This window comes from Lentzea sp. CA-135723 (assembly GCF_050936595.1).
Classification (GTDB): domain Bacteria; phylum Actinomycetota; class Actinomycetes; order Mycobacteriales; family Pseudonocardiaceae; genus Lentzea.
The window spans coordinates 65671-91323 of sequence record NZ_JBNJMK010000001.1 but is presented as its reverse complement, the minus strand read 5'-3'; the positions used below and the strand labels follow the sequence as shown (position 1 = coordinate 91323).

Annotated in this window: 20 protein-coding genes; 12 read left to right on the top strand and 8 right to left on the bottom strand. The window is 71.6% G+C overall.

Annotated elements, in window-relative coordinates; genetic code table 11:
- The first annotated feature begins 272 nt into the window (after positions 1-272).
- From ACQEU1_RS00340 to ACQEU1_RS00325, 4 genes are all read left to right on the top strand, one after another.
- Positions 273-857, top strand: a complete 585-nt coding sequence (locus ACQEU1_RS00340; RefSeq protein WP_433194909.1) for an SGNH/GDSL hydrolase family protein — start codon at positions 273-275, stop codon at positions 855-857.
- Between the two features lie 68 nt (positions 858-925).
- Positions 926-2077, top strand: coding sequence for a xylose isomerase (gene xylA / locus ACQEU1_RS00335; RefSeq protein ID WP_433211240.1), 1152 nt, complete (start codon positions 926-928; stop codon positions 2075-2077).
- Position 2078: 1 nt separating this feature from the next.
- Positions 2079-3455, top strand: a complete 1377-nt coding sequence (locus tag ACQEU1_RS00330) for a xylulokinase (RefSeq protein ID WP_433194907.1) — start codon at positions 2079-2081, stop codon at positions 3453-3455.
- 775 nt (positions 3456-4230) lie between these two features.
- The gene (locus ACQEU1_RS00325; RefSeq protein WP_433194905.1) at positions 4231-5370 is read left to right on the top strand and encodes an ROK family protein; all 1140 of its coding nucleotides are present in this window, start codon (positions 4231-4233) and stop codon (positions 5368-5370) included.
- On the opposite strand, the gene ACQEU1_RS00320 is transcribed toward ACQEU1_RS00325, so the two are convergent.
- Positions 5327-5602: a DUF6223 family protein gene (locus ACQEU1_RS00320; protein WP_433211237.1), complete on the bottom strand. Its 276-nt coding sequence runs from the start codon at positions 5600-5602 to the stop codon at positions 5327-5329. The genes ACQEU1_RS00325 and ACQEU1_RS00320 overlap by 44 nt on opposite strands.
- A gap of 189 nt (positions 5603-5791) precedes the next feature.
- On the opposite strand from ACQEU1_RS00320, the gene ACQEU1_RS00315 reads away from it, so the two are divergent.
- Both ACQEU1_RS00315 and ACQEU1_RS00310 read left to right on the top strand, forming a co-directional pair.
- On the top strand, positions 5792-6874 hold the full coding sequence (locus tag ACQEU1_RS00315) for a sensor histidine kinase (protein WP_433194903.1): 1083 nt from the start codon (positions 5792-5794) through the stop codon (positions 6872-6874).
- Positions 6871-7536, top strand: coding sequence for a response regulator (locus ACQEU1_RS00310; protein ID WP_433194901.1), 666 nt, complete (start codon positions 6871-6873; stop codon positions 7534-7536). The genes ACQEU1_RS00315 and ACQEU1_RS00310 overlap by 4 nt, the downstream gene beginning before the upstream one ends.
- Here ACQEU1_RS00310 and ACQEU1_RS00305 read toward each other — a convergent pair.
- Positions 7491-11597, bottom strand: a complete 4107-nt coding sequence (locus tag ACQEU1_RS00305; protein ID WP_433194899.1) for a BTAD domain-containing putative transcriptional regulator — start codon at positions 11595-11597, stop codon at positions 7491-7493. The genes ACQEU1_RS00310 and ACQEU1_RS00305 overlap by 46 nt on opposite strands.
- Before the next feature lie 98 nt (positions 11598-11695).
- On the opposite strand from ACQEU1_RS00305, the gene ACQEU1_RS00300 reads away from it, so the two are divergent.
- Positions 11696-12220, top strand: coding sequence for a LuxR C-terminal-related transcriptional regulator (locus tag ACQEU1_RS00300; protein ID WP_433194897.1), 525 nt, complete (start codon positions 11696-11698; stop codon positions 12218-12220).
- A gap of 10 nt (positions 12221-12230) precedes the next feature.
- Positions 12231-13151: a peptidoglycan-binding protein gene (locus ACQEU1_RS00295; protein WP_433194895.1), complete on the top strand. Its 921-nt coding sequence runs from the start codon at positions 12231-12233 to the stop codon at positions 13149-13151.
- 71 nt (positions 13152-13222) lie between these two features.
- On the opposite strand, the gene ACQEU1_RS00290 is transcribed toward ACQEU1_RS00295, so the two are convergent.
- Positions 13223-14440: a pyridoxal phosphate-dependent aminotransferase gene (locus ACQEU1_RS00290; RefSeq protein WP_433194893.1), complete on the bottom strand. Its 1218-nt coding sequence runs from the start codon at positions 14438-14440 to the stop codon at positions 13223-13225.
- A gap of 80 nt (positions 14441-14520) precedes the next feature.
- Here ACQEU1_RS00290 and ACQEU1_RS00285 point away from each other — a divergent pair, with 80 nt between their 5' ends.
- Positions 14521-15369, top strand: coding sequence for a MurR/RpiR family transcriptional regulator (locus ACQEU1_RS00285; RefSeq protein WP_433194891.1), 849 nt, complete (start codon positions 14521-14523; stop codon positions 15367-15369).
- Between the two features lie 1501 nt (positions 15370-16870).
- Here the strand turns inward: ACQEU1_RS00285 and ligA are convergent.
- From ligA to ACQEU1_RS00265, 4 genes are all read right to left on the bottom strand, one after another.
- A complete protein-coding gene (gene ligA, locus ACQEU1_RS00280; protein WP_433194889.1) occupies positions 16871-18865 on the bottom strand; it encodes an NAD-dependent DNA ligase LigA in 1995 nt (664 codons plus the stop codon).
- 75 nt (positions 18866-18940) lie between these two features.
- Positions 18941-20566, bottom strand: coding sequence for a hypothetical protein (locus tag ACQEU1_RS00275; protein WP_433194887.1), 1626 nt, complete (start codon positions 20564-20566; stop codon positions 18941-18943).
- Positions 20567-20680: 114 nt separating this feature from the next.
- Positions 20681-21484: an alpha/beta fold hydrolase gene (locus ACQEU1_RS00270; protein WP_433194885.1), complete on the bottom strand. Its 804-nt coding sequence runs from the start codon at positions 21482-21484 to the stop codon at positions 20681-20683.
- Positions 21484-22296 carry an LLM class flavin-dependent oxidoreductase gene (locus ACQEU1_RS00265; protein WP_433194883.1) on the bottom strand — a complete coding sequence of 271 codons (813 nt, stop codon included), beginning with the start codon at positions 22294-22296 and terminating at the stop codon, positions 21484-21486. The genes ACQEU1_RS00270 and ACQEU1_RS00265 overlap by 1 nt, the downstream gene beginning before the upstream one ends.
- A gap of 76 nt (positions 22297-22372) precedes the next feature.
- Between ACQEU1_RS00265 and ACQEU1_RS00260 the strand changes: the two genes are divergently transcribed.
- Positions 22373-23236, top strand: coding sequence for a LysR family transcriptional regulator (locus ACQEU1_RS00260; RefSeq protein WP_433194881.1), 864 nt, complete (start codon positions 22373-22375; stop codon positions 23234-23236).
- On the opposite strand, the gene ACQEU1_RS00255 is transcribed toward ACQEU1_RS00260, so the two are convergent.
- Positions 23233-23463 (bottom strand): hypothetical protein, encoded by a 231-nt coding sequence (locus tag ACQEU1_RS00255; RefSeq protein WP_433194879.1) that lies wholly within the window; start codon positions 23461-23463, stop codon positions 23233-23235. The two genes, ACQEU1_RS00260 and ACQEU1_RS00255, sit on opposite strands and share 4 nt — an antisense overlap.
- 87 nt (positions 23464-23550) lie before the next feature.
- On the opposite strand from ACQEU1_RS00255, the gene ACQEU1_RS00250 reads away from it, so the two are divergent.
- Both ACQEU1_RS00250 and ACQEU1_RS00245 read left to right on the top strand, forming a co-directional pair.
- Complete coding sequence (locus tag ACQEU1_RS00250) at positions 23551-24525, top strand: pyridoxal-phosphate dependent enzyme (RefSeq protein ID WP_433194877.1); 975 nt, start codon at positions 23551-23553, stop codon at positions 24523-24525.
- Positions 24522-25634 (top strand): ArgE/DapE family deacylase, encoded by a 1113-nt coding sequence (locus ACQEU1_RS00245; protein WP_433194875.1) that lies wholly within the window; start codon positions 24522-24524, stop codon positions 25632-25634. The genes ACQEU1_RS00250 and ACQEU1_RS00245 overlap by 4 nt, the downstream gene beginning before the upstream one ends.
- Positions 25635-25653: the final 19 nt, after the last annotated feature.

The following is a 25653-nucleotide window of genomic DNA, read 5'->3' as shown; positions in this document are numbered from 1 at the left end:
GCGCGATGACCCGACGAACGCTTTCAGGCGTGCGTCAGACACTCCGGCGCCCGGCGCGCAGCAGGCGACCGGGGTGCGGGGACACGAGGATCACGTCGAAGCGGGACGAGAGAACGACGGCGGTACGCACGGCCGGTCTCCTCTCTCGTCTCGGTGGTGATGATCGTGGAGTGTAGACAGATCAACACTTCCACGGAAGCCATTTGTTCCAACCGCGGGCGGTCCTGGTTTGTTCCCCGGAACACCGGCGTGCCCGTCTTCGTTCAAAGGCCATGCGTTTGTGTCTGCTCGGTGACTCGATCGCCGCCGGAGTGGGCAGCACTCGCCGCGAGGACACTCTCGGCCCGTTGCTCGCCCAGCACCTGCGGGGTCTGGGGCACCGGATCGATCTTCAGGTGCGCGCCTTCCCCGGCGCCCGTTCCGCGGACCTGCGCGCCCAGGTCCGGGCGGCGGGCGCGGTGGACGTCGCCGTGGTGGTGATCGGCGCGAACGACCTGACCAGGTTCGTTCCACCGGAGGTGGGCGCGCAGCAGCTGCACGACGCGGTCGCCGACCTGCGAGCGGCAGGTGCGGAGGTCGTCGTCGCGACGGCGCCGGACCTGAGCGTCGTCGCGCACGTGCCGCCGGCGTTGCGGGACGTCGTGTCGGCCGCGAGCCGCCAGTACGCCGAGGCCCAGCAGCGGGCGGTCATCCGCGCCGGCGGTGTGGTCGCGCACGTCGAACGCGCCGTCACGCCGCGGTTCGCCGCCGACCCGTCGCTGTTCGCCGGTGACCGCTTCCACCCGTCCGCGGCGGGCTACCGGGCGATCGCCGAGGCGCTGGCACCCGCCGTCGAGGTCGTGGCCGCCCGGATCTGACCGATTGCGATCACGGGCGTGGCGTCGTACTGTCCAGACTAAGTTCAAGCATTGAACGAATGAGGTGGATGATGAGCACGCCCACTCCGGCGGACAAGTTCTCCTTCGGTCTGTGGACCGTGGGCTGGCAGGGCCGCGACCCGTTCGGCGAGGCCACGCGCCCCGAGCTGGACGTGGTCGAGGCGGTGCACCGGCTCGCCGAGCTCGGCGCGTACGGGCTGACGTTCCACGACGACGACCTCTTCGGCTTCGAGGCGACCGACCGCGAGAAGCAGATCGACCGCCTGAAGGGCGCGCTGGAGGAGACCGGGCTCGTCATCCCGATGGTGACGACGAACCTGTTCAGCCACCCCGTGTTCAAGGACGGCGGCTTCACCAGCAACGACCGCGGTGTGCGGCGGTTCGCGCTGCGGAAGGTGCTGCGCAACATCGAGCTGGCCGCCGAGCTGGGCGCGCAGACGTTCGTGCTGTGGGGCGGCCGCGAGGGCTCCGAGTACGACGTGGCGAAGGACGTGCGGGCGGCGCTCGACCGGTACCGCGAGGGCATGAACCTGCTGACGCAGTTCGTGACGGACCGCGGCTACGACATCCGGTTCGCGCTGGAGCCGAAGCCGAACGAGCCGCGCGGCGACATCCTGCTGCCGACGGTCGGGCACGCGCTCGCGTTCATCTCGTCGCTGGACAAGCCCGAACTGGTCGGCCTGAACCCCGAGGTCGGGCACGAGCAGATGGCGGGCCTGAACTTCGTGCACGGCATCGCGCAGGCGTTGTGGCACGGCAAGCTGTTCCACATCGACCTCAACGGCCAGCGCAGCATCAAGTACGACCAGGACCTGGTGTTCGGGCACGGCGACCTGATGAACGCGTTCGCGCTGGTCGACCTGCTGGAGACGGCCGGTTACGACGGCCCGCGGCACTTCGACTACAAGCCGTCGCGCACCGAGGACATCACCGGCGTGTGGGACTCGGCTCGCGCCAACATGGCCACCTACCTGCTGCTGCGCGACCGCGCGGCCGCGTTCCGGGCCGACCCGGAGGTGCAGGAGGCGTTGCAGACGGCGGGCGTCGCGGAGCTGTCGCAGCCGACGTTGAACGCGGGCGAGTCGTACGACGACCTGCTGGCCGACACCGGGTTCGACCCTTCGGTGGCGGGCGAGCGCGGTTACGGCTTCGTGCGCCTGAACCAGCTCGCGATCGAGCACCTCACCGGAGCGCGCTGACATGACGCTGGTCGCCGGCGTCGACTCGTCGACGCAGTCGTGCAAGGTCGTGGTCCGCGACGCCGAGACGGGCGCGCTCGTCAGGGAGGGCCGCGCGGCCCACCCGGACGGCACCGAGGTGCACCCGTCGCACTGGTGGTCGGCCCTCGAGTCCGCGCTCGCCGACGCCGGCGGCCTGGACGACGTCGCCGCCCTGAGCGTCGCCGGCCAGCAACACGGCATGGTGTGCCTGGACTCCGACGGCGCCGTGGTGCGCGATGCGTTGCTGTGGAACGACACCCGTTCCGCGGCGGCCGCCTCCGCGCTGACCGCGGAGCTGGGCGCCGCGGAGTGGGCCACCCGGATCGGCCTCGTGCCGGTGGCGTCGTTCACGATCACGAAGCTGAGGTGGCTCGCCGAGCACGAACCGGCGAACGCCAAGCGCACCGCGGCCGTCTGCCTGCCGCACGACTGGCTGACGTGGAAGCTGCGCGGCACCGGCGTCCTGTCCGACCTGGTCACCGACCGCTCGGACGCGTCCGGCACCGGCTACTTCGACTCGGCGGCGAACACCTACGTCCCGTCCCTCGTGGAACTGGCCCTGGGCCGCTCCGACGTGGTGCTCCCCGAGGTGCTCGGCCCGGCGTCCTCTGTGGACGGCCCCGTGCGACTCGGCGCGGGCGCCGGCGACAACGCGGCGGCCATGCTGGGCGTGGGCGGCGGCGTGGTGGTCTCCCTCGGCACCTCCGGCGTGGTCACGGCGACAGCCGACGTCCGCGCCTCCGACCCGTCCGGCATCGTGGCGGGCTTCGCCGACGCGACGGGCCGCTACCTGCCGCTCGCCTGCACCCTGAACGCCGCCCGCGTGCTGGACGCCACCGCCCGCATGCTGGGCGTGGACCTGGCGACGCTGAGCGACCTGGCCCTGTCCGCCCGCCCCGGCGCCGAAGGCCTGGTGCTCGTCCCGTACCTGGAGGGCGAGCGCACCCCGAACCTCCCCGACGCCACCGGCGCGTTGCACGGCCTGACCCTCACCAACGCCACCCCCGCGAACATCGCGCGTGCGGCCGTGGAAGGCATGCTGTGCGGCCTAGCCGTAGGACTCGATGCGCTGGCATCCCAGGGTGCGGACGTCACGAGCGTGCGCCTGGTCGGAGGAGCAGCAGCCTCTCGTGCCGTGCGGGAGATCGCACCCGCCGTCTTCGGCGTACCGGTGACCGTACCCGCACCGGGCGAGTACGTGGCCGACGGCGCCGCGCGTCAGGCAGCGTGGACGCTCACCGGCGGCGACACCCCGCCGGAGTGGGAGGGCGCCGACAGCACGCTGTTCGAGGCGGACGCCATCCCGTCGATCCGCGCGCGCTACGCCGACGCGGCCACCAAACACCTGAGCCGATGACCACCGGCCCCACGCCAGCCACCAACAACGCCCCACCGGGCGCTGGCCGCGGGCCCGCGGCCAGCGCCCACAACCGCCCGCCGGCACCCAGCGTCCTCAACCACCCGCCCGACGTGCGCCGGCCCGTGCCCAGCGCCCACGGCCGCCCGCCCGGCACTCACCGCCGCGGGCCCACACCCGGTGTCTGCCGCCCGCCCACGCCCTGTGCCCACCTCAACCCGCCCTCCCCCAGCGCCCTCAACTACCCACCTGCCGCCCTCCACCACCGACCCACACCCGGTGTCTGCGGCCCGGCCACGCCAAGCGGCCGCATCCACACGCCCAACATCCACCGACCGCCCGCACCCAGCGCCCCCAACAACCCAGCCAGCACCCCCCGTCCGCCCACACCTGGCGTCCGCAACCGCGCACCCGGCGCACACCGCCGCCCGCCCGCGCCCGTTGCCCACCTCAACCCGCCCGCTCCCAGCCCCCTCAACCACTCGTCCAGCACCCACCACCGCGCGCCCACACCTGGCGTTCACCACCGCCGGCCTGCACCTGGTGTCCGCCACCAGGCACCCGGCACACGCCGCCGCCCGCCCGCGCCTAGAGCCTTCAACCACTCCACCAACCTCCACCACAGCCGGCCCACACCCGCCGTCCGCGACCACCCGCGCTGCGCCCGCCACCGCCGGCCCACGCCAGCCACCCGCCACCACCCACCCGCCGCTGGCCACCGCCGGCCCACACCCGCTGTCCGGGTGCGGGCCGGCGCACCGCGATACTGGCCGCGATGACCACCGTCGACCACCTGAGGCAGGTCCGCCTCGGCAACCTGCGGACGGTGCTGCTCGCACTCGTCGACCGCCCCGGCTCGCGCGCCGACCTCGCGGCCCGCACCGGCCTCACCAAGGCCACCCTGTCGAACCTCACCGAACCCCTGCTGGCAGGCGGCATCCTCGTCGAGGAGCCCGCCACGCTCGCCGGCATGGGCAGGCCCTCCAAGCCGTTGCGCTTCCACCCCGACGGGCCGGTGGCGGTGGGCGCCGAGATCAACGTCAGCCACCTGGCGGTCGAGACCCTCGGCCTCGACGGCGAGACCCTCGAACGCCGGCTCGTGCCCGCCGACCTGCGCAAGGTCGCCGAGGACGACGTCCTCGACCGGCTCGCCGCCCTCATCCACGAGGTCACCGGGCCGCGCCCGCTGCTCGGGGCCGGGCTGGCGATTCCGGGTGTGGTGCACGACGGCGTGGTGGTCAGGGCGCCGAACCTGCCCCGGCTGGTCGGCGCGCCGCTCGCCGCCGACCTCGGCAGGCGGCTCGGCATCGACGTCGAGCTCGACAACGAGGCGAACCTCGCCGCGCTCGCCCACCTGTGGCCCCGGCACCTCGCCGGTGAGGACTTCGTGCACGTGACGGCGGACGTCGGCATCGGCGCCGGGGTGGTGCTGGGTGGCGAGGTCTACCGCGGGGTCAGCGGGTTCGCGGGCGAGCTCGGGCACGTCGTGATCGAGCGCGACGGCATCCCCTGCACCTGCGGGAGCCGCGGGTGCGTCGAGCGGTACGCGGGACTCGACGTCATCCTGCGCGAGGCGGGACGGCGGCGACTCGACTCGTTGCGCAAGGCACTCGAAGCCGGAGACGCCAAAGCACTCGAGGCCGTGCGGAAGGCCGGTGAGGCGCTCGGTGTCGGCATCGCGACGCTGACCAACCTCTTCGACGTGCCCACGGTCGTCCTCGGCGGCAGCTACGCCGTGCTGTACGACCACCTCCACGAAGCCGTGCGGTCCGAAATGGACGGTCGCGTGCTCGCCGGCGGCGAACGGCACACGCGACTCCTCGCCTCCCCGCTCGGCGAGTTCGCGGTGGTGCGGGGTGCGGCGGGGCTGATCACGCGCCGCGCCGTCCAGCAGCCCGAGCGGCTCTTCTCGTAGTCAGCAAGCCGAGCGCGACCCCGGCCACACCTAGCGCGAGCGACGCCCAGCCGCCGACGATGCCGTAGCCGGTGCCAGGCCCGCCCTTGGCCATCAGCACGACGACCAAACCGACCACCGCACCGACTGCCCCCAACGCGAGGGCCCACGCGCCACGGCGTCGCGTGAGCGCTAACAATCCAAGCGCGCCAACAACAATCCCGACCAACGACCACGCGCGGCCGGAGGTCATCTCATAAGCAGCGGAAAGCACCATGGGCACAGCCTGGGCTTCCGGCCGCCGCCAGTCGTCGTGCGAGCGTGGACACCCGAGTACCGCGCCCACAGGCCCCTGAGCAGCTCCGGCTACCGCGCCCGCGGTAGCCGGAGAATCCTCCCTGTGAACGATCTACCAGCGCACAAAGCCAACTAGGGTGCACGCATGGGCAGGCGCTGGCTGGACTGGGCGATCGCCGCGGGTGTAGCGGTGAGCCTCGTCGTGGCAGGCCATCCCGCCACCGGACCTGGCTACGCGCTGCTGGCCGGCAGCGGAGTGGCGCTCACCGCCAGGAGAACCGCGCCCAGGACCGTGCTCGTCGCGACCGGTCTGCTCGCGCTCGGCTACCAGGCCACCGGCGCGGCCGTGCCGGTGATCGCCTTCCTGTTCGCGGTCTACTCGACCATGCGCGCGGGCCACCGCGTCTTCACCCTCGCCGGCTCGCTGCTGCTCCTCGCCACGCTCCCGCTGGCCGCGCTGGTCTCGCCGCGCGACCTCACCACGTACGAGGCGTTCACCCAGACCAGGGACGTCCTGCAGATCGCGTGGCTGATCGCCGCCGCGGCCGCCGGCGAGGCATTGCGGCAGGCCGAGCGGCGGGCCGACGAAGCCGAACGCACCAAAGAGGAATCGGCTCGGCGGCGCGCCGACGAGGAGCGCCTGCACATCGCGCGCGAGCTGCACGACTCGCTGACCCACCAGATCTCGGTGATCAAGCTCCAGGCCGAGGTCGCCGTCCACCTCGCCCAGAAGAAGGGCGAGACCGTGCCGGCACCGCTCCTCGTCATCCGCGACGCAGGGCGGGACGCCGCCAGGGAGCTCCGCGCCACGCTCGAAGCCTTGCGGGATGACGACAAGAACCCGCCCCACGGCATCAAAGACGTCCCCGCGCTGGTCGAACGCGCGCGATCGAACGGCCTCGACGCCCGGCTCACGATCGAAGGCAGCCACGACGGCGTCCCGGCCGCGGTCGAACGCACGGCGTACCGGATCGTGCAGGAGTCGCTCACCAACATCGCCCGCCACGCGTCGGCCGCGAGTGCGAGCGTTCACATCGGCCTCCACCAGAACGCGGTGATCATCAACGTGGACGACGACGGCGCGCCTGCCCAGCCCAACCCCGAACCCGGCGTCGGGCTGCTCGGCATGCGCGAACGCGTCACGGCGCTCGGCGGCCGGCTCCACGCGGCGCCCAGGAGCGAAGGCGGTTTCCGCGTGCAGGCCGAGCTCCCCGTGGCACAGCCGTGATCCGCGTGCTGCTGGTCGACGACCAGCCGTTGATCCGCAGCGGATTCCGGGCGTTGCTCGACGCGGAGGACGACATCAAGGTCGTCGCCGAGGCCGCCAACGGCGTCGAAGGCCTCGAACAGGCCCGGAAGCACCTCCCGGACATCGCCCTGATCGACGTCCAGATGCCCGAGATGGACGGCATCGAAGCGACCGGACTCATCGCCGCCGACCCGTTGTTAGCGCTCACCCATGTCGTCATCCTGACCAACTACGGCCTGGACGAGCACGTCTTCCACGCCCTGAAGGCGGGCGCGGCCGGGTTCCTCGTCAAGGACGTGCTGCCGGAGGACTTCCTGCACGCCGTTCGCGTCGCCGCCCGCGGCGACGCGCTGCTCGCCCCGTCGATCACCCGCAGGCTCATCGACCGCTATGTGAGCGTGCCACCGCGCCAGAGCACGAGCCTCACCCATCTGACCAACCGCGAACGCGAGGCGGTCACGCTGGTCGCGCGAGGCCTGTCGAACGACGAGATCGCCGCGAGCATGGTGATCAGCCCGCTCACGGCGAAGACCCACGTCAACCGGGCGATGACGAAGCTGCACGCCCGTGACCGCGCGCAGCTCGTCGTGATCGCCTACGAGTCTGGCCTGGTCGTCCCGCAGACCTCCGGCCGCGGGTAGCCCTCCTCGCAGATCCGCGCCTCGGCCGCCGCCACCGACAGCGACCAGCGGATGATCCGCGCGTCGTTCGCCCCCGACACCACCTCGTCCTCCCGCGTGAACGCCACCGCCTGCACCGGCCCGGCGTGCCCGGTCAGGGTCGTGCCGGTGCGGGTGGCGAGGTCCCACACCACCACGGCGGCGTCCTCTCCCCCGGACGCCAGCGTGGCGCCGGACGGGCTGAACGCCAGCGCCACCACCGGCGCGGAGTGTCCTGTTAGCGTGAACAACTCCACGCCCGTCGCCACGTCCCAGATCTTCACCGTCCGGTTGGCGCCCGCCGTGGCGAAGCGCGTGCCGTCCGGGCTGACCGCTACGTCGCGCACGTCGCCCTGGCCGGTGCTGACCCTCCGCTCCAGCCTGTCCTCCGCCACGTTCCACAGCATCGCGCCGCCCGCCGGGTCGGTGGAGATCAGCAGGCGGCCGTCCGGTGTGAACTCCAAGGCGCTCGCGATGTACGGGCCGCCGGAGAACGTGCCCTGCACGAGGCCGGGCAGGCTCCAGCGGAACCGGCCGAGCGACGCCGCGACGAGGCCGCGCCCGTCCGGCTGGTAGGCGATGTCGGTCGACGCGCCCAGGCCGGTGTAGGACAACGACGACAGCCGTTCGCGCCGGGCGACGTCCCAGAGCGAGATCGTGTGGTCGCGGGTGAGCGCGGCCAGCCGGGAGCCGTCAGGGCTGAACGCCACCGACTCGACGCGGTCCGCGTGACCGTCCAAAGTGGCCAGTGAGGTGCCGTCGAGATCCCACAGCCGCACGGTTCCGTCGTCGCCTGCCGACGCGACGGTGCCCTGCGCGACGTCGATGTCGTTGACGCCACCGGCGTGCCCGGTGAACGGCGGCACGGCGTCCTCGCGCACCGCCACGATCCGGCCGTAGCCGCCGGAGACCAGCAGCGTGCCGTCCTTGCCGAGCGCGATCGCCCTGGACTCGGTGCGGCCGCGGTCGCGGTAGGTCGTGATGGGACGCGCGGTGCGCAGGTCCCAGATCGTGACGAGCCCGTCCTCGTCTGCCACCGCCATCCGCCCGCCGACCGGCCCGGACGCCTCCCACGCGTACGCGCCCTGCTGGGGCAGCTCGGACAGCAGCTTTCCGTTGGGGTCCCAGAACTTCACGCCCTCGCGCAGCGTCGCCGTGACGATCCGGTCGCCGTGGAAGCCGACGTTGTTGACCTCCAGTGACGGAATCGTGCCGATCTTCGTACCGGCCGCGGCGTCCCAGACCACTGGCGGTTCCTGGCCGTTCGCGGTGACCAGCAGCCTGCCGTCCGGGCTGAACGCCAGCGCGGTGATCTCGTGGACGTGCGATGTGAACGTGCGCTTGATCTTGGTGGCGACGTCCCACACCTCGACCGCGCCTCCCTCGACGCCGACCGCGAACGACGTCCCGGACGGGTGGAACGCGAGTCCGGCGGTGATCGTGCCGAACTGCTGCGAAAACACGGCCCTGCCCGTCGCGAGGTCCCAGACCACGACGTCGCCGCGGCTGCCGCCCAGCGCCGGCAGCGACGCGTTCGAGGCCAGGAACCTGTCGTCCGCGCTGAACTCGGCCTGCCTCGCGTAGCCGCCGTCGGTGAACGTGTTGTGGTCCGCGAGCAGCAGCTTGCGCGATCTCGTCGCCGGGTCCCACAACGTGACGTGGCCGTCCCGGTCGGCCGTGGCGATCACGTCGCCCTTGTTGGACACGCTCACATCGAGCACCGGCGGGCCGTCCGCGTTGAGCTCGATGCGGCGGCGGGGCGCGGACGCGGTGCTCAGCAGCGCGCCTCGGGTGTCATCGTCTGGGTGCAGCCGGTAGGCGGTCACGGCCTGCTGCCCGGCGAGGTCGGGGGCGGTGTCGACGAGCCCCCGCGCGGACAGCGCGAGCTGGTGCGCCTGCTCGATCCGTTGACGCAGCTGGGCTTCCCGCGTCTGCCACCACGCGACGCCCCCGCCGCTCGCGGCCAGCACCAGCAGCACGCCCATGATCGCGACGAGCCTGGTCAGCAAGCGGTTGCGGCGCTTCACCGCCACCTGCTCGGCCTCGTCACGCCCGCGGCTGGCCACGAGGAACGCCTCCTCGGCCGCGTTCAGCTCGCCGGGGTGGTCCTGCGCCCAGGCCGACGCCGTGAGCAGCTGCGCGCCCCGGTAGAGCGCGCCCTCGTCGTGCGCGAGCTCGGTCCAGGTGCGGGTGGCGGCGGTGAGCCTGCGGTGCACCAGCAACGTCGACCGGTCGTCGGACAGCCAGCGCTGCAACCGGGGCCAGGCGCGGATCAGGGCCTCGTGAGCGATCTCGGCGGTGTCCTCGTCGAGCACCACGAGCCGTTCGGCGACCAGACGGGCGAGCACGGTGCCGATCACCTCGGCCCCGGCGACGCCGTCGAGCTCGGCGCGGTGGATCGGCCTGCGGGTGTCCTCGGTGCCGTCGCCGAACGCGGTGAGCCGCACCAGCATCCGGCGCATGGCCTGCTTCTCGGCGTCGCCGAGGTCGTCGTACGCGCGTTCGGCGGTCTGGGCGATCGCGCCCCGGACACCGCCTCCCGCCCGGTACGCGGCGAGGGTGAGCTCGGTGCCGGACCGTTGCCACGTCTCCACGAGAGCGTGCGACAGCAACGGCAGCGCGCCCGGCTCGGCGTCGACGTCGGCGAGGACGGTCGCGAGCAGGTCCGCGGCGACGGACAGCCCGCTCATGGCGGCCGGGCGCAGCACGATGTCCCGCAGGTCGGCGGCGGACGGCGGCCCCACCAGCACGGTCGCCTCGTCCGCCAGCGCCTGGACCAGGCCGGGGTGCTGCGTGACGTGGGCGAGGAAGTCGGCACGCACGCCGAGCACCACCCGTGTCCGCCGGTGCGGCCCCTGGGCGGCGTCGAGCAGCACGGCGAGGAACTGTGAGCGCTCACTTTCGTTGGCGCACAACGTGAACAGCTCTTCCAGCTGGTCGACCACGAGCAGCACGCGCACGTCGTCAGGGCCGCCGGCGAGCGCGTTGCGCACCTCGACGTCGAACGCCGCCGGGTCCGCGGTGAGGTCGGGCCGTTTGCCGGTCAGCGCGGCCAGCGCGGTTGTGAGCGTTGCCATCGGGTGCGCGGTCGGGGTGATCACCACGGGCCGCCACCGGTCGCCTAGCCCGCCCACGACGCCGGCGCGCAGCAACGACGACTTGCCGCTGCCGGACGCGCCGAACACCCCGACCACGGGATGGCGGTCGACGCGGCGCTGGACGAGCTCCACGAGGTGGTCCCGGCCGAAGAACCACGGGTGGTCGTCGGGCTGGTAGGCCATCAGGCCGCGGTACGGGCAGTCGGCGCGGGTCGTCCTGGGCGGCGCGGGCTCGGTGATCGGCGTGCCCCGCAGCATCGTCTCGTGCAGTGCGCGCAGTTCGGGGCCGGGTTCGATGCCCAGGTCCTCGACCAGCCGTTCGCGGCCCCTGCGGAACACCTCCAGCGCCTCCGCCTGCCGGGACGCGCCGTAGAGGGCGGTCATCAGCCTGGCGCGCAACGGTTCCCGGTACGGGTCGGCCTCCACGAGCTCGGTGAGGCCGCCGATCACCTCGGCGTGCCTGCCCAGTGCGAGCTCGGCGGTGGCACGGGCCTCGGCGGCCAGCAGCCGTGCCTCGTGGAGGCGCGCGGCGAACTGGTCGGGCAGGTCCGGGTACGCCGGTCCCCGCCACAGCGCGAGCGCCTCGGTGAGCAGCTCGGCGGTGTGCCGCGGATCCGCGGTCCGGCCGGCGTCCTCGGTCAGCTGCTCGAAGCGGTCGGCGTCGAGCTCGCCGGGTTCCACCCTGAGCCGGTAGCCGGACGGGTCGCGGGTGATGCGGTCGCCGAGGTCCAGTGCGCGCCTGAGCTGGTGGACGTAGAGGCGGACGTTCTCCTGCGCCGAGGCGGGCGGGACCTCCCAGAGCGCCTCGATCAGCCGGCGCGGTGAGACGGGCGAGTTCGCGTGCCGCAGCAGCATGGCGAGCAGGGTCCGTTGTTTCGCCGACCGCAGCGGGACGTCCTCGTCGCCCACCGCCACGGCGATCGGACCGAGCACCCGGAACCGCACACGCCCTCCCCCGATGATCGGCGCGAACGTTAACAACGACCTGGCGTTATACGCAGCCGATACGCGGAAATACGGTCCTGTGCCGAGCGTTCCGGGACGTGCGAACCATCCATGTCTCGCTGTCGCTGCGCAGCGCCCTGCTGGCCGGCAGGATCACGTCCCTGCTCGGCGCCGTGCCGTGGGCCGTGCTGGGCACGCCCGCCGATGTGAGCGTTCTCGACGCCTCGTGCGCCTCCGGTCCCGGCACCGTCGCGGTGCTGTCGTCGTTCGACGCCGTGGACGGCCTGGTGCGGCTCGGGGTCACCGGGCTCGTGCTCGCCGACGACCCGCCGGAGGACATCGTGCGGGCGGTCCACGACGTCGCCCGGTTCGGCGGCTGGGTGTCGCCGCGGCTGGTGCCGTCGTTGCTGCCCGGTCCCCCGCCCGCGTCGCTGACCTCGCGTGAACGCGAGACGTTGCGCCTGGTCGCCGAGGGCCGCGAGAACGCGGAGATCGCCGAGGCCATGTTCATCACCGTGAGCGCGGTGAAGTACCACGTGTCCAACCTGCTGAGGAAGTTCGGCTGCCGCGACCGCACACAACTGGTCTCGCGACTAGGGCGGCCGCTGGCCGTGCGTTCCTAGCGTGCAGGCCATGAGAATCCTCGTTGCCGCCCTGATCTCGTTAGGGGTCCTGCTGGGGGTCGTCACCCCGGCGCAGGCCGCGCTCCCCGCGTGGCCGAACGTGAAGTCCGGCCAGACCGGCGCGAACGTCCTGACCGCGCAACACCTGCTGCGCCACCGCGGCTACAACATCAGCGCCGACGGCGAGTTCGGCCCGAACACCGAGGCCGCGGTGAAGCAGTTCCAGAGCGCCAACGGCCTCTCCGCGGACGGCCAGATCGGCCCGAACACGTGGCCGAAGCTGGTTGTGAGCGTTCAACAGGGCAACAACAGCAACGCGGTCCGAGCCGCCCAGGTCCAGCTCAACCGCTACGGCTACAACCTCGCCGAGGACGGCGACTTCGGCGGCGGCACGCACAACGCCGCCGTGGCGTTCCAACGGTCCAAGAGCCTCACCGCGGACGGCATCGTCGGCCCCAACACCTGGCAGACCCTCGTCGGCGGCTCGGGCTCTGGCGGCGGAGGCGGCACGTACAGCCTGCCGCTCGCCAAGAGCGCCCTGCCGCGCAGCGAGTACGACGACCCGCACCACGACTACCCGGCCATCGACCTCCCGGTGAACAGCGTCCCCGCCTACGCCATGGTCACCGGCACCGCCTACCGCATCAACGAGCCCAGCGGCTGCGGCAACGGCCTGCGCATCGTCAAGAGCGGCGTCGACTACATCTACTGCCACTTCTCGTCGTGGTCCGTGGCCAACGGCGCGTCGGTGAAGGCGGGCGACCGGGTCGGCACCACCGGCAACACGGGCAACTCGACGGGCCCGCACCTCCACGTGGCCATCAAGATCAGCGGAACCTCGTACTGCCCGCAGAACTTCCTGCTCGCGATCTACGACGGCCGCACCCCGCCGGCCCCGTCCTCGCTGCCCCGCACGGGTTGCTTCTACTGACCCCTGCGCCGGCTCATGTGGACCTCCGGCCCGGCGAACTCCTGTTCGCCGGGCCGGAGGTTCGTCGGGCGTCAGCCGAGCCGGGCCAGCGCACTTCCCAGTCCGGCGAGGCTGTCGGCGATCCACGGCAGGGTCACCGGGTCGTCGCTGCGCAACGCCTCCCACCGCTGCTCCGCCGTCCGCCCGTAGAGCAGGCTCGTCGCGACGCGGAACCGCAACGCCTCCGGTGCGTCGCCGAAGTGCTCGCCCGCCAGCACGCCGATGCCGTGCTCGTCGAGCAGGCGGTCGGTCAGTTCGACGCCGGTGGTGACGTTCAACCCGGGCCTCAGCGGTTCGAGGTCCGGATACAGGTAGAAGCCGGCGGTGGGTGGCCGGCACAGCGCTCCGGCCTCGACGAAGATCCGGTGGGCCGCCGTCACGACCGACTCGTGGAGGCGGCGACTGGCGGCGATGTGAGCGTTCACCTCGGCCGGCTCGTCCAGGACGTGAGCGGCCGCCGCCTGCATCGGGGCGGCGAGGCTCGACCACACCTCGCTGGCGATGCCGATGACGTCCTCGCGCAGTGCCGGGTCGGGGATCCGGGCGAAGCCGACTCGCCAGCCGCCCAGGGCCATGTTCTTGCTCAGGCCGCCGGTGACGACCGTGCGGCCGGGCAGGTAGGTCGCGGGGCTGACGTGGGCGGTGAAGGTGAGGTCGCGGTAGATCTCGTCGGAGATGATCGTGAGGTCGTGGCGGTCGGCGATGTCGCAGACGCGTTCGACCAGGCCGGCGGACGCCTGGGTGCCCGTGGGGTTGTCGGGCAGGGTGAGCACGAGGATGCGCGGGCTGGCTCCGTCGGCGCGGGCCTTGGCCAGGGCCGGCTCGAGGAGGTCCGGGTCCGGAACGCCGCCCGCCTCGGGTGGGATCGGGACGCCGATGACTCGCTTGCCCGTGAGCTGCGCCTGGGCGGCGTAGGAGACCCAGGACGGGGCCGGCAGGACCACGTCGCCCGGCAGCGCGGCGAGCAGGGCGTAGAGGAGTGGCTTGCTGCCAGGGGCCAGGACGATCTGGGACGGGTCGGTGGGCGTGCCGCGGCGGGAGAGGTAGCCGGCCGCCGCCTCGCGGGCCCGTGGGGTGCCGGCGACCGGGCCGTAGCTGTTCTCGGTGACCGCGCCGGCCAGGGCGGCGGCGACGTCCGGGTGGACCGGGAGGCCTGCCTCGCCGAAGCCGAGGTGCAGGACCGGCAGGCCGGCGGCGCGGCGGGCGTTGATCTTCTCGTTGACGGCCAGGGTGGCTGAGTGCGGGATCATCGTGGCATCTCCATGCAACTGGACTTGCATGCGATACTGTTCGCGCAAATGTGGTTTTGTCAACCTGGTGAGGACGCTCGATGGACTTCGCGGAGCTGCAGCGGGTGCTTCAGGGGAGGCTGCCCGACCTGGCCGCCGGGCAGCGGCGGGTGGCGCAGCTCGTGCTGAGCGATCCGGAGGGGTGCGCTTTCCGCACGATCGGCGAGACCGCGCGGCTGGCCGAGGTGCACGAGTCGTCGCTGGTGCGGTTCGCGCACGGGCTCGGGCTGAGCGGGTGGCCCGCGCTGACGGCGTTGTGCCGGGAGCGGCTCAAGGAGAAGGCGCAGCTCGTGGGGCGGCTGGAGGCGGCCGGCGCGGCGGACGACCTGCTGGGGTCGATCGCCGAACAGGACCAGGCGAACATCGCGCGCACGCTCGCCACCATCGACCCCGAACACTGGGAACAGGCCGTCACGTGGCTGGCCGAGGCGCCGCGGGTGCACGTCATCGGGCTGCGCAAGTGCTTCTCCCCCGCGTACCTGCTCGGGTACCTGCTGCGGCTGGTGCGCCGGGACGTGCGCCAGCTCGGCACGACACCGGGCGGACTCGCCGAAGAGCTGCGCGACCTGGAACCCGGCGACGTGCTGGTCGGCATCTCGATCCACCGCTACCACCGCGACACTGCGGCGGCCGTGGAGTTCGCGGCGCGACGCGGCCTGCACGTCATCGCGCTGACCGACAACGCCTCGTCCCCGCTGGCCCGGCACGCCGGCGCGTGCTTCTACGCGGAGAGCGGCGGCGTGACGATCCTGCGGTCGATGGCCGGGTTCGTGAGTCTCGTGCAGGCCCTGGTCACGGCGACGGCCGTCCGGCTCGGCGCGCGCGGCCGGACGGCACTGCGGGACGAGGAAGAACTCTTGTTGTCACTGGACATCTACGTCGAACCGTGACCGCGTAGTTCTACTCGCGGTGAGCGACCACACAGGCCGACGCCGAAACATTCGGGGCACCAGAACCGTTGTACAGGTTGGTCGGTGCGGTCCGTGTCCCCCGGGCCTCACCTCAACGCCTCCGCGGAAGACCTCGAAAGTGGTGCCGCGCAGTGCTTTTCGCCGAGAGGCGACCGATCGCACCGGCCTCACCAACTCGCCCGCGAGCCGTCATCCTCCCCGACAGACGGCTTGAGGGCGATCGTGGCCGGCGTGGAGCTCTCCTGCCGCGCCGGCCATTTCTTCTTGCACGAGAAGGTCTTCCACGTCCGACGTGGTGACCGGCCACACAGTTCACGTTGGAACACAACAAAACCCCGCGCCGTTGTACAGGACGGTCGGTGCGGAACGAGTCCCCGGGCCCCACTTGGAAAGCCTCCGCGGAACACCGTTCGGCTGGAACCGCGTTGTGCACATCGCCGCGAGGCGACCGCCGCACCGACCAGCAAGCCTCGCCCTCGAGTCGTACACCCCCAGGCGGCTCGAGGGCCTTCCCACCAGCAATCCCTTGCACCACCAAGACTCCTGGTGAGCGAGCACACAGATCACCAGGAAACACAACGGAACCCCAAACCGTTGTACGAGACGGTCGGCGCGGAACGAGTCCCCGGGCCCCACACACAACAGCCTTCGCGGAAGACCGGTACGACCGGAGCCGCGCAGAGCCACTCGCCGAGAGGCGACCGCCGCACCGACCACCCCACGCTTCGCCGCCGAGCCGCCCACCCCCCAACGGCTCGGTGGCCTTCCGCCCCCAGGCTGCCGGCCTCCCCCAGGCAGCATGGGGGCTTTCTCATGCCCGCGGTCGGGTGGGCCGAGGAGTTCGGGGAGGTGGCACGACGGCTGCCGGTTGGTGGAGGGGCGGGTCCGGTGGGTGGAGGGGCGGGTCCGGTGGGTGGAGGGGCGGGTCCGGTGGGTGGAGGGGCGGGTCCGGTGGGTGGAGGGGCGGGTCCGGTGGGTGGAGGGGCGGGTGGGGCGCCTTTAGGCCGCAGGAATGCGGGGCCGGTGAGAGTGCGGGTGTCGCGCGAGTGCGGCGCGAACGCTGTGCGGCACCGAGGTGGCGAGAATGCCGGTGCTGGGCGAGTATGCGGCACGGACGCCGCACACCACCGGGGCGGCAAGAATGCCGGTATCGCGCGGGCATGCGGCGCAGACGCAGCACACCACCGCAGCAGCGAGAGCGCCGGTGCCGCACGAGCGTGCGGCACGGACGCAGCACGCCACTGAGGCGGCGGGAGTGCTGGTACCGAGCGAACGCGGTGCCGATGCTGGCGCGAGCACCGGCGCAGGTGACCTGCCGATGCGGTGCCGGTACCGGCCGCGAGTCCCGTCTCGCGGTGCGGGTGCGGCGTTCGGCCGCACCTGCGGATCGGGTGCCACTGCCGTTGGGACGCAACGCAACGGCCGATCCGCCGCCGGGCTGGCGGCGGCGCGGCGGGCGTTCGGGCTCGGCCTGGCCGGGCTAGGCGATGCCCGCGGCGATCAGCTTTTCCCAGATCTCGCCCTGGTCGACCACTTCGACGCCGAGCTTTTCCGCCTTGGTCAGCTTGGCTGCTCCTACGCCCTCGCCCGTGATGAGCAGGTCGGTGGTGGCCGAGACCGAGGAGGCCGCGGTGGCGCCCGCTCGTTCGCACATCTTCTGGAACGTCGGGCGGGTCACCTTCTCGCCGGAACGCGGGTCGCTGATGGAGCCGGTGATCACCACCGCCTTGCCTTCGAGGGGTGCGCCGGCGACGACTACCGGGGGCAGGTCCTCCTCGCGGACCTCCAGGGAGACGCCTCGGTCGCGCAGGCGTTCGATCTCCGGGCGCAGGCGGGCCAGGTGGTGCGTCAGGGACTCCGCCACCTTCGCACCGATGTCCTCTACTGCCACCAGCTTCTCGACGCCCGCGTCGGCCACCTCTTCGAGGGAGCCGAAACCCGCTCGGCAGAGGCGGGCTGCGGTGCCCTCGGAGGCCATCGGGATCGAGAGGCCGATCAGGGCTCGGCGCAGGCCCACGGAGCGGCTGCGGTCGATCGACTCGATCATGCGGGTCGCGGAGATCTCGCCCACGCGGTCGAACTCCAGCAGGCGTTCCTTGGTCAGGGTGTAGAAGTCGGACGGGTTCACCAGGTCGCCGGTCTCGGCGAGGCGTTCGATCCACACCTGGCCCATGGCGTCGATGTCGGCTGCCGCGCGCGAGGACCAGTGGATCAGGCGGCGGACGGTCTGGGCGGGGCAGACCGCGTTGGTGCAGAACAACTCCCGGCTGTTGCCCTGTTCGGTCAGCGGTTGCTCGCACGACGGGCAGACCGAGGGCGGCACGATCTCGCGCTCGGTGCCGGTGCGCTTCGACTCGTCCAGGACGCCCGCGACGAACGGGATCACGTCGCCCGCCCGGCGCACCAGGACGGTGTCACCGATCTTGATGCCGCGCGACCGGATGACCTCCTGGTTGGCCAGGGTGGCGCGGGTGACGGTGGTGCCGCCGACGAAGACCGGCTCGAGCCACGCCACCGGAGCGATCTTGCCCGTCTTGCCCACGTCCCACACGACGTCGACCAGCACCGTCGTCTTCTCCTCCGCCGCGAACTTGTACGCGATCGCACCGCGCGGCGACGACGAACGGGTGCCGGCGGCGGCGAACGCGTCACGGTTCGCCAGGCGCAGCACGGCGCCGTCGAGGTCGTAGTCGAGCTTGTTGCGAGCCTGCTCGATGCCGCCGATCAGCTCCTGCGCCTCGGCCGCCGTGTTGCAGTGCTTCATCTCCGCCACGCTGAAGCCCAGCTTGCGCAGGCCCGCGTCGAGGTCGGAGTCGGCGCTCTCCGGCTCGGTCGTCAGGTCGAACGCGAAGAACTGCATCCGCCGCCCCTCGACGGCCTTGGGGTCCTTCGCGCGCAACGTGCCCGCGGCCGCGTTGCGCGGGTTGATCAACGGCTTGTCCGGGTGCGCCGCGTTGTAAGTGTCGAACGTGGACCGCAGCATCACGCACTCACCGCGCACCTCCACGCGGCCGGGCGCCTCCACCTTGTCCGGCACGCCGTCGCACAGAGCGCGAGTCAGGAACGTGACGTCGTCACCAGTCGTGCCGTCGCCACGCGTCACGGCGCGTGCGAGCCGACCGTTCTCGTACACGAGCGCGAGAGACAGCCCGTCGAGCTTCGGCATCACCACCACCGGCTGACCGGGGAACCGCGCGAAGAACGACTCGACCTGCTCCGGCTTGTTCGCCTTCTCCAGCGACAGCATCGGCCGCGAGTGCCGCACGGGCGCGTGCAGCACCGACGGCGCGCCCACGTGGTCGAGCGGGTTGTCCGCCGGCGCCAGCTCAGGGTGCTCGGCGACCAGAGAGCGGAACTCGTCCTCGATCACGTCGTACTCCGCGTCGGCCACCAGCGGCTCACCCTGGTAATACGCGTCCCGCAGCTCGACGATCCTGGCGGCGAGCTCCTGAATCCGATCCCCAGCAGCACTCATGGGCGGGACGTTACCCGGCGCCACCGACAAAAACGGCCGGTCGCGCCTGGAGGCCCGCTCGAGTCCCGCTCGAACTCACCCGAACAGGCCGATCTCGTGCGCCACGGTCCCGCAGCGGTACACCAGATCGGGTCGCACCTGGCTGATCATCTCGAAGTCGGCCGACCGCAGCACCCGCACCAGGTCGGTCCGCCGACCAGGCGTGTGCCGGTACCCCTGCTCGTGCAGCCGCAGCCAGGCGTCGACCATCGCGATCTCGCACCACTGGTCGATCCGCGGCGCCCCGAGCCCGTCGAACACGTCGAGCAGCTCCTCGTCCCGCCCTCCCCTGCCGATCCGGTCGCACAGCTGCACGACGAACGCGCTGCTCTCCGCCAGTGACGTCTTCGCCAGCTCCCGCAACGTCTCCGCGCCCACGGTGACGTCCCGCCGCAGGCACTCCAGCACCAGGTCGGGGAACCGGTCCGCCCACCACAGGTAGTGCGCGGCGCGTTCCCACGGCTCCACCGGTGACGCCGCCAGCTCCATCACGGCGCGTGCGTAGTGCACGTCATAACGCGCGGCGGGCAACGCTTCGGCCATGTAGCTCAACGCCTTGCCGGCCGCGTCACCGACGAAACGAGCCTCCACGACCGCCTCGCGCAACCCGCCGGCGTCCACAGTGGTCCCGGCGCCGATGCCCAACACCGGCGACGACGGCTCGTCCCAGCTCACGAACAGCAGCCCCACGACCGCCCGCCAGTCCGCATCGGACAGTTGCGACCTCCAGAACGCCGCCAGCCGTGGCCAGTCCTCCACCCCGATGTCGCGTGCCGAGCACAACGGCACGAGCACGACATGCAGCAGCACGAGGTTGAGCGAGTACACGGCGGAGTGCTGCCCGAACGCGAACAACCGCCGCACGACGCGTGCCAATCCGGCGCGATCGTCGGACGCGTCCGCCATCTCCCCCAGCACCGAGATCACGCCGGGCGACATGGGCGTGAGCGCCAACATCCCCTGCACGTCACCGGAACGCAGTCCGCCCCAGATCCGCAGAGCGGCCACGTGGTCACCGAACGCCGCGGCGAGGAACTCGTACTCCCCCGACAACGGCCCGAGCGGCAAGCCCCTCTGCAACGCGTTGCCCACCGAGTCGTAGAGCGCCAGCATCAACAACAACAGCGGCTGCTCGGCGAACGACCGGTGCTCAAGGGCGACCGACAACGGCAACGGCAAGAGCCCGTGGTCGGCGAAGTACCCGGCGTTCGCCGAGTTCCACACCTCCAGCCACCCCGCGACGTCGTCGTCCGAGAACGCGGGCAGGCGCAGCACCTCCGCCCCCTCGACCCCCTCCCGGCTCGTCATCACGACGGCGACGCCCCGAGCGCGCTGCAGCTCCAGCAACTCCGGCCGCACGCCGTCCGCCAGCACCACCGAGACCCCCTCCGGCACGACGGCGAGGCCCTCACCCCGCACGACCGGGAACCCGCTCGCCGGCAACCGCGCCGCCAACACCTCGACCAGCACCGACTTGCCCGAACCGGGCCCACCCACCAGAACCAGCGGACGCAACGCCGCCACCGGCGACCTCAGATGCGCCAAGACCCGCCCGTAGAGCGCCGGATCGACGTACGCCTGCGCGATCAGCGGGATCTCCACCCCGTCCGGCACCTCCCCGAGGTCGATGATCCGCCGGTCGAGCTCACGAAGGTTCCCCACACCTCCGAGTCGATCAGCAAGCGGCCCTCGCGCGCCGCCCGCGCACGACGACAGGTCGTTTGGGACCGTCGAACGGCAAGGGCCGATCAGCCGAACGGACCAGTCGCGACGAAGTCATGTACTCGTGTGCACTACAAGGGCGTCCACGAACAACGGCCACACGGCACGTGGCAGGTCATGCCCCACAGCGTCCAGCACGAGCAACGACGCACCAGGCACCGCGTCGCGCAAGGCTTCCCCGTGCGCCAACGGATAGACAGGGTCTATCGCGCCGTGCACCACCAACGTCGGTGCGACCACATCCCCGAACCCACCACTACGAGGCGCATCGAACTCCATGCAGAAGTGATTGGTCATGGCCGACTGGATGTTCACGGTCCGTGCGACGTCCTCAACGGCCAACGCGCGCACGGCGTCCTCGTCGAAGTAGGGCGACGACCCTGCATAGGCCCGTAGCACCGTCACGATGTTCTCCACGTCGGACGGCGCCGCAGCAGAGGACGCCTCCAAGAACTCAGGAGTCATCTCGGGCAGCTCAGGATCGCCGGTGGTGGTCGCGAGGAACGTCAGCGAAGCCACGCGCGCAGCGTGCTCGACGCCCAACGCCAACGCGATCGCCCCGCTCATCGACCGCCCGACCACGTGTGCGCGCTCGATCCCGAGAGCGTCCAAGATCCCCACCGCGTCCAGCACGAGGTCGGACAACGCGTACCCAGGCGACCCGGGCGGGTAGCTCACCGACAACCCGGTGTCGCGGTTGTCGTAGCGGATCACGAACCGACCGCGTGCCGCGAGAGAGGCGCACAACTCCCTCTCCCACCACAACATGGACGCGCACGCGCCGTGGATCAGCAACACCGCCGGATCAGCAGAAGACCCGAACGTCTCCACACACAACTCAACGCCGTTAACAAGCATCACCGCACCGCCGGTCCATCGCGCAGAACGCCTCGAACGTGATCCAACGAGAGAGAAGCAGGGTCGAACGCAGTGAGGCACCAAGTAGCCCCGGCCGCCGCGTAAGAAGAAACGTCAGCCCCAGGCTCGACCTCGCACACGTAGTCGAACGGCCCGGAGGAAGTCCTCAACGCCTCCACCTGCCCGACGGCGTCCGCGAACTCGGCGGCCGACGACAGGTTCACCGGGAAGAACCCGTCCAGCCCGGCCGCCCGCCTCATCGGCCGCGCGTTGCCGGGAAATCCGGCGGCCCACACCGGCACCCCGGGCCGTTGCACCGGACGAGGCAGGAACGACACACCGTCCACTGTGTAGTGCTCGCCGCGGTGCCGCACGACCTCGCCGCTCCAGGCGGCCCGCAGCACGGCCAGCGACTCGTCCAGCATCCGCCCGCGCACCCGGTCGTCGCACTCCTCCCCGGTCCGCGAGAACTCGCCCGCGAACCGGTCGCTGCCGAGCCCGACCCCGAGCACCAGCCGCCCGCCGCCGAGCAGGTCCAGCGACGCGGTCTCACGGGCGAGCTTGACCGGGCGGCGCCGGGTGATCGCCGAGACCATCGGCCCGAACCGCAACGTCGAGGTCGCGCAGGCGATCGCGGTCAGCGTGATCCACGGATCGGCCACGTGCGTCACCGGCTCGCGCCACCGCACGTGGTCCCACACGAACAACCCGTCCCAGCCGGCCTCCTCCGCCTCGGCGGCGAGCCGGGCGACCAGCCCCGGATCAGCGAGGACGTCGAACAACGGCAACCAAAGCGCACATCGTGGGTTCATGCGGTCAACGCTAGGAACGCACGACCATAAACAAAAGCGATAGATTCTGCTCAAAGCAACAAGCTACGCTTATCAAATGCTGGACCTCCGCCACCTCGCCACCCTCGACGCGGTCGCCGCCGAGGGCACCTTCGGCCGTGCCGCCGACCGCCTCGGCTACACCCAGTCCGCCGTGAGCCAGCAGGTGGCGGCCCTGGAGAAGGCGGTGGGCGGCGCGGTGTTCGACCGCCCGGGCGGCCCGAAACCGGTCCGCCTCACCCCGCTCGGCGAGGTGGTCCTGGCGCACGGCCGCGACCTGCTCGCCCGCGCCCAGGCCACCGAGGACGCCGTCGAGCGCTTCAAGGCGGGCGAGGGCCGCGTCGACATCGGCACGTTCCAGAGCATCACCAACGTCCTGCTCCCCGCGGTCGTGCGCAGGCTCCTCGACGAGCACCCGAACGCCGACATCAGGCTCTTCGAGGAAGAGACCGACCAGCCCACCGCCGACGGCCTCGACCTGGTCTTCTTCGACGGCAGGCTCACCGGCGACGTCGAGCAGACCAAGATCCTCGACGACCCGTACGCGCTGGTCACCCGCCCGGGCCAGTTCGCACCAGGACCGGTCCCGCTGACCGCGCTGCACAACACGGCCATGGTCGCCCAGCCACCGATCTGCGACCAGGCCAGGGTCGAACGCGTCTACGCCGACCACGGCGTAGCACCCCTGATCGTGTTCCGCACCGCCGACAACCGCGGCGTGCTCTCGATGGTCCGCGCCGGCATGGGCCTCGCGGTCATGCCGAAACTCGCGCTCGACGACACCAGAGGCCTCGCCACCCACGACCTGGAACCGGCGCTCGCCCCGCGCGAGATCTACCTCGCCTGGCAGGCGAACCGCACCCTGTCCCCGCTCGCCACCAAGGTCGTCGAGCTCACCAGGCAGACCGCGAGGACCCTCTAGTCGCGCGGCCCGCGCAACGTCAGCACCACCCGCAGCACGTGCTCGACCGCGGCCGGGAACACCGCGCCGCGCAGCTCGTCGCGGTGCACCAGGGTCTGCCCGGCGAACTCGACCATGCGCTCCGGCCCCACCCGCCGCACCACCAGCGCCGCGACCTCCTCCAGGTCGAGCTGAGGGTTGTCGAGGCGGGTCAGCGCGAACTCGACGATCAGCTCCTCGTCACTCACGGCTCCCCAACCCTTCGGTTTCTCCCACCGACACACGTCGAGAACATGCGCTGGACCGATGATCCACGCCACCGCACGCTGTCGAGCATGAAGTTCTCGCGGCCGGAGGCCCGCAGCTGGAGATGCCCGCCCGGTCCCGCCGAGGTGCGGGACTTCCACGCGGGGCTGCCCGGCTACGCGCCCACTCCGCTGACCGAGCTCCCGAGCCTCGCCGCTGAGCTCGGAATCGGCCGGCTGTTCGTCAAGGACGAATCCTCCCGGCTCGGCCTGCCCGCTTTCAAGGCTCTCGGCGCGTCCTGGGCGGTGCACCGGCTCCTCGAAGGCGTGACAGGCCAAGTCACGTTCACCACCGCGACCGACGGCAACCACGGCCGCGCGGTCGCCAGGCTGGCCCGGCTGAACGGCCACCGGGCCCACGTCTTCGTCCCCACCACTGTGCCAGAAGAGGCGGTCGAGGCCATCCGCCAGGAGAACGCCCAGGTCACGGTGGTCGACGGCACGTACGACGACGCCGTCGCCCAAGCCGCGCAAGCCGATGGCGTGCTCGTGCAGGACATGGGCCGGCCTGGCTACGAACAGGTGCCGCAGTGGATCGTCGAGGGCTACGGCACGCTCTGCCACGAGATCGACGAGCAACTGCCCGCCGAACCCGACCTGGTGGTGATCCCGGTCGGCGTCGGCTCGTTCGCCCAGGCCGTGGTCACGCACTACCGCAGCCGCAGCGGCACCCGGCTGCTCGCGGTCGAACCCGACACCGCCGCCTGCGTCTTGCACAGCCTCCAAGCGGGAGAGCTCACGACCGTCCCGACCGGCGGCACGATCATGGCCGGGCTCAACTGCGGCACCCCGTCCGCCACCTCCTGGCCGTACCTGCGCAACGGCCTCGACGGCGCCGTGGCGATCTCCGACGACGACTGCGTGCAGGCCATGGAGGACCTCCACGCGCTCAACGTCCACTCAGGACCGTGCGGGGCCGCCTCGCTCGCCGGGCTCCGCGCGGTGCGCGCGGATCTCCACGATCTCGACACCGTCGTTCTCATCAGCACGGAAGGACGCCCGTGAACCCTCGTGACCTGCTCGCGGACCTGATCGCGATCGACTCGGTCAACCCCGACCTCGTCCCCGGCGGCCGCGGCGAACGCGAGATCGCCGACTTCTGCGCCACCTGGTTCCGCACGAACGGCTTCGAGGTCCACCGCCTCGAACGGCGACCGGGCAGGCCGTCGATCGTCGCCGTCAGGAAGGGGACCGGCGGCGGGAAGTCGTTGATGCTCAACGGCCACCTCGACACGGTCGGGCTGGCGGGCTACGACGGCGACCCGCTCGACCCCAGGACGGAGGACGGCAGGATGTACGGCCGCGGCACGTTCGACATGAAGGGCGGCATCGCGGCCATCATGGTCGCCGCCGCCCGAGCCACCGAACGTCCGTTGCGTGGTGACGTCATCGTCGCGTGCGTTGCCGACGAGGAACACGGCAGCACGGGCACAGCGGAGGTGCTGGAGTCGTTCACCGCCGACGCCGCCATCGTCACCGAACCCAGCCACCTCGAAGTCACCCTGGCGCACAGGGGTTTCGCGTGGTTCGACGTCGAGGTCCACGGCAAAGCTGCGCACGGCTCACGCCCAGAGCTCGGCATCGACGCGATCGCCAAGGCCGGCCACTTCCTCGTCGCCTTGGAGCAGCTCCAAGAAGACCTGGCCAACGGCCAGAAGCACCACCTGCTCGGCACCGGCACGGTCCACGCGTCGTTGATCACCGGCGGCGAGGAGGCCTCCACCTACCCGGCGACCTGCCGGATCACCCTCGAACGCCGCACGGTCCCCGGCGAGTCACCGGAGCAGGAGCTGCAGGCCATCCTCGACCACCTCACCGAGACGGTTCCGGACTTCAGCGCCACCCTCACCCGAGGCCTCGCCAGGGACCCGTTCGAAGCCGACCCGCAGGCCGAGATCGTCCAGGCCCTCATCGCCAACCTGGACGCCGAGCCGATCATCCGCGCCGAGCCGTTCTGGACCGACTGCGCGCTGCTCGACCAGGCGGGCATCCCCTGCCTGCTGTTCGGCGTCGACGGCGCGGGTGCCCACGCGGCCGAGGAGTACGTCGACCTGGCCTCGCTCGACCGGCTGACCGACGTGCTCACCGGCACGATCAGGGCGTTCTGCGGCTAGGTTCTTGCCCCGGGGAGAG